We start from the raw sequence: 5,379 nt of genomic DNA, 5'->3' as shown, positions 1-5,379 counted from the left end.
GGATTATTGGGATTATTGGGATTATTGGGATTATTGGGATTATTGGGATTATTGGGATTATTGGGATTATTGGGATTGTTGGGATTATTGGGATTATTGGGATTATTGGGATTATTGGGATTATTGGGATTGTCGGGATTAGTTGGTTGGTTGGTAGTGACGATCGCACTATTGCCTTGAGTGTAAGAATTGATAAAAGATTGCCCCTGAGTAATCGTACCCACACCATTACTGGCGATCGCCCCAGCAGTACCGTTAGTCGTCGCATCTCCCACCGCAAAAGGTATCGGCGGATTGACATCGCCGCCGCCGTGGCGGATCGTAACTGTACCCGGTTGAGTGTCGCCAAGAGTCGAGACGCTAACAGGAGTGCCGTTTTGGTCAAAAGTACCCGTCACTCGAACTAAACCCGGAGTTGCGATCTCAACATTACCGCCCGGAGCATTTATGGATGCAACGCTGATATCATTTTGAGCGTTAAGATTTACTCTAGAAGTGCGATCGGCACTAACAACAGGATTAACATTTATTCGCCCAATTGCGATTTCGTTCCCCGCTAAAATTCCCACACTTTCAACAGCACTTATATTACCACTGCTGACAGTTCCCCTGCTGCTAGTTACATCAACTGCAACTCCCCGCAAATCCCTTGAATTTACATCGAGCGGCGCTGTCAAATTGACATTTCCTGTTGTGGCGTCCGTATTGCCAATAATATTAATACTTCCCGAATTGCTAGTTACATTAACTCCAACTCCCTGCAAATCTCCTGAATTTACATTGCCAGAACCTGTCAAATTGACATTTCCTGTTGTGGCGTCCGTATTGCCAATAATATTAATACTTCCCGAAGTGCTATTTACATTAACTCCAACTCCCCGCAAATCTCCTGAATTTACATTGCCAGAACCTGTCAAATTGACGGTATTTTCTGTCGCTGTGGCACTTCCAATCTCAATACTTCCCGAATTGCTATTTACATTAACTCTTGTTCCCAGCAAATTCCCTGAACTTACATTGCCAGAAGCTATGACATTAATATTCCCAAGTGATGTAGTATTGCCGATCGCAATTGTTCCCCCATCGCTATTGACTGCAACTACTCCCCCTTGCAAACTCCCTGCCTGTAAGTCGCTGGATGCTCTCAAAGCAATAGTGCCAGTGCCAGCGTCGATCGAGACAACATTAATATTAGTTTGGGCATCCAGATTTACTGTGGGAATCCGATTAACTGGATTTGTGGTGGCAGGATTAACAGTTATTGCCCCTGTGTTGATTAGCTGTTGGGCTAGAATTCTGACATCTCCAGAAGTAGCGATCGCCCCCGTATTAACACTCCCATTGCTGCTGCTAGCATTGACAGTGGCAGCGGTGAGATTGCCTACCGTTAAGTCCCTAGAAGCTGTCAAATTGATATTCTCAGTTGCTGTAATATTGACTGGTGTAGTATTGGGGACTATAATATTCGGATCGCTCAAAACTCCCAAGGCCCCGGAGTTACTGGTAATATCAACATTAGAGCCCTGCAAAGTCCCAAAATTCACATTGCCAAAAGCTCTGAGTTCGATCGCCCCGGAAGTCCCAGTATCGATCGACCCTGTTACTATATTGCCTCGAACAGTATTCAGACTAATACTGCCGTTGATATCAGCACGAGAAATGTCACTTGTCAATATAATATTGTCATTAGCTTGAATATTAATTGTCGAACTAGACGTTAATCTGCCCCCAACTACCACTGCCCCTTCCCTGCTTTCGAGATTAATTTGACCGCCATTAATATCTCTAGTTGCGATAGTTCCCGGCGCTGACAAAATCACCGGCCCGCCGGCCGAAATATTTTCAACAGAAATCAAATTATTCGATAAAATAGACGCAGGAGTAAATATTGCATCGTCACCTAAAGGATTAGGTTGTTCATTATCACCCGGAGTATCCCTAGGAGAATTAGGAACATTAGGAGAATTGGCCAAATTTTGCACTCCCGCCCGCAGAATTAAAGCCGGACTGCTGGTTAAAATAGCAATATCTGGATCGCCACTCACATTTTCCCTACCCAATGCAATATCGGGGCCGGTAATTGTAATTTCCTCGGCAACAATGCTCCCCCTCGCCTCGACTTTCAGCGAAACTCCGGTATAATCTCCAAAGAAAACATCTCCTTCCGAACTGATAATCGGGTCAAATAAACTGACAAAGTTTCCCGGCATTCCCGACAAATTGCGAATCGAAAAATTGCCACCCGAAACAAAGTGGGCATCCCCCGAAATAACGCCGTTGCTAACCAAACTCAAATTGCCGCCACTTTGGAATTGCGGGGGAAGAGATAAGCCGCCGATCGCATTTTGAGTGAGAATATCAATAGTGCGATCGGCCTGAATGTATAAATTCCCCCCAGCCTGCGCCAAAAAAGGATTCTGGGCGCTGTCCCTGACCCGCACCGCATCCCCACCCAGCAAACTCAAATCCCCCGTAGTTTGCAGCCTAGCGCCCGCTAACGTCAGATTTTCCGCAGCCCATAAATTCGCACCTCCCGCACTCAACTGCGGAAGCCCAGACACATTAGCAGCAATCGCCACATCCCCAGAATTCACCTGCAAACCAGAAGCCACAAGCCGCACAGAACCGTCATCAGCAACCGCAACACCCGCCGCCTGATTTTGCCCCGTACCTGTCAGCAACTGCGGCAAAGAAACAGGATTTAAAGTCTGTTGAGAATTACCAAAATTTCCGCCCGTTGCTATTTCCAAACTCAACAAATGTCCCGGTTGACTAATGCGGAGAACATTTCCGCCCCCAACAGCAGCAACAGTAATTTGTCCGCCCGCAGCCGACAACTGCCCGGTACTAACAACCGTACCGCCAAGCAAAGCCAAATTTTGCCCCGGAGTCACCGCTAAATTGCCAGCATTAACAATACTTCCCGGTACACCCGCACTAAAATAAAAAGCATTTGGCGTACCCACCAACGCGCTAAAATTATTTGTACCCGCAGCATTAAACCAATTTGAACCAAAACCGACACCAGTAGCAGTTGTTGCAGTGAAAGCCGCCGGCACATTCAAACTCGCGTTCGGGCCAAACACAATCCCCGCAGGATTAATGAGAAAAAGATTAGAATTGCCGCCCGTGACAGTAATTAAACCGTTAATTAGCGAAGCGTCCCCGCCAGCAATTCGAGCTAATATATTTTGAATAGCCGAATTAGTCAGAAAATTAGCAATTTGACCTTGATTCAAGCCAAACTGCCCAAAACTGTGAAAAAGATTCGCGCCGTCTCCCGACAAACTGCCGCCGTTGATATCATAGCGGTTGCCGCTGGGGGTGACAACAGTACCCGTACCGTCAGCAGCAGGCACTAGCGGCTGTGCTTGCGCGAAAGTATTAAAAATTAACAAAGAAAACGGACAAATAAATAGCGCAACCTTTTTAATCTTTAAGTTGGCATTTTTCATAAAAAAATTCGGTAAGTGGGAAACGAGCGTGTATTTAGACTACTCGTGGGAAACGACGTGGCGGTTGAAACCGCCTTGAATCTTTTTTCATCGAAACCTCCGGGATACCGTGGGTTCCTTACTACCGCCTTGGGATTGATTGCTCGGTGTACTTTTGTAATGTACTTTCAATGGGACAATTGCCATCTCAAGTTCTCAACCCGCGAACGCATAGTGTTTTGCTCAAATGAGCCTCCCTTGCGGGGTAATGTGCGCTTCGACCTGGTTATAAAGGCTTGTTAGACCTGCAACACTGTTTTAGTGACTTTAAAACTGTTTAATTGCAGATGACAGAGCCCAAAACTAGCGTCGCATTTTCCGGTGTCGTGACCTAAATAACGTCTCCTCATAAGAGGGGTCTGGTCAGAACAGCTTGCAATTTCTTACAAGCTCAGTGACTTCAGTCCTGAGTTCCTGACAGCACCAAGTAAAACTATCTCCATTGCCTGAATTATCGCACTTGCAAACAACTTACCTCTAAATTACACATTAATTCGCTCATGACAACTCCCAAAATCAAAAGCCTCTACACAGACGGCGCTTGTTCCGGCAACCCAGGCCCCGGCGGCTGGGGTGCAGTAGTTTGTTTCGCCGACGGCAAGTGTCACGAACTTGGAGGTGCAGACCCCCAAACTACTAACAACCGCATGGAAATGCAAGCTGCCGTCGCTGCGCTGGAATTTTTTGCCCGTTCCGGTCAAACCGAACCTGTCACCGTTTACACCGACAGCGAATACGTTAAAAACGGCATCACCAAATGGATTCAAGGCTGGAAAAATAAAGGCTGGAAAACTTCAACGGGCAAAGATGTTGTCAACCAAGACCTCTGGCATCTGCTAGACAAGCTGAATTCCCGACAAATCCAGTGGGAACACGTCCGCGGCCACTCCGGCGACTTCTACAACGACAGATGCGATGAAATCGCCCGCAGCTTCTCGCACAATCTCACTCCCCAACTGCAACAGCAGAAACCAACTGTAGGCGAGGCCGGGGCGGGCACGGGGGCACCGCCCCTACGCTTTGACAACACAATTGTTTCGGAAGAAACGGACGCAACTGGTAACAAAACGATAGAATCCTATGTCATAACTTCTGACCTTCCGATCTCCAACTCTACCATGATGGATTCAACTGCCGATACCCTGGAGAACTTGCCCCGCGAGGTGAGGGTTCAGGACCTCCGCAATCTGATCGAAACCTTGCACATCGCCGACGAGGTTGCGACGAAAGGCTACTTGATTACCAGTTCTGAACTGGCTGATTTGATGGATGTAAATGCCAGCGCTGTCACCAGTCGTGGAGACAACTGGGTTTGGCGAAATTGGGTAGTTTCGCGGGTGCGGCGCGAAGGCAACCAAATTCTCTGGCAATTAGAGAGAATCGACCACGTTAGTACAACTGATTAGTGGTTAGTCATGAGTTATTGGTTGATTAATAACTGATGACTAATGACTGTCTCAAAGCAAGATTTGGCAAAATTCCGTAGGGACACAACATTAGTTGTGTCCTTTTAGTCATCAGTTGAGTAAACAGATTAGTTAACCTCAGTCCCAGTTAAAAGAAAGAATCCAACTGTAAACTCGTGATCAAAACCCTCCTAAAATGGCATTGCACAATTTGAGGATGATTCTTGTGGGGTACGCGTCCCGCCTGCTTTGAAAATAAAGCGGACGGGCGGGACGCCCATCCCACAAAACAATCAAAATCATCCCGCAATTATGCAACGCCCATAAAATCAGTGATTTTGCATCGAAAATCGAAAATAGCATGAGTATCAGCTTGCGAACAGTCACTGCTACCAGATATGTCACTGATACTTTTAATTCAGACAATCCCCGACAATCGGCGAAAATCTGAATATAGCACACTCATCAGATACGTCTGA

General features: G+C 46.7%; 2 protein-coding genes. One reads left to right on the top strand and one right to left on the bottom strand.

What is annotated here, in order from left to right:
* A partial coding sequence (locus tag QUA00_RS30525) for a two-partner secretion domain-containing protein (RefSeq protein ID WP_333412186.1) occupies positions 1-3,455 on the bottom strand: 3,455 nt, incomplete at its 3' end.
* 539 nt (positions 3,456-3,994) lie between these two features.
* Between QUA00_RS30525 and rnhA the strand changes: the two genes are divergently transcribed.
* Positions 3,995-4,900 (top strand): ribonuclease HI, encoded by a 906-nt coding sequence (gene rnhA, locus QUA00_RS30520; RefSeq protein ID WP_333412185.1) that lies wholly within the window; start codon positions 3,995-3,997, stop codon positions 4,898-4,900.
* Positions 4,901-5,379: the final 479 nt, after the last annotated feature.

Source organism: Microcoleus sp. T2B6 (assembly GCF_036700475.1).
Taxonomy (GTDB): Bacteria; Cyanobacteriota; Cyanobacteriia; order Cyanobacteriales; family Microcoleaceae; genus Microcoleus.
This window is presented reverse-complemented; position numbering and strand designations above follow the sequence as displayed.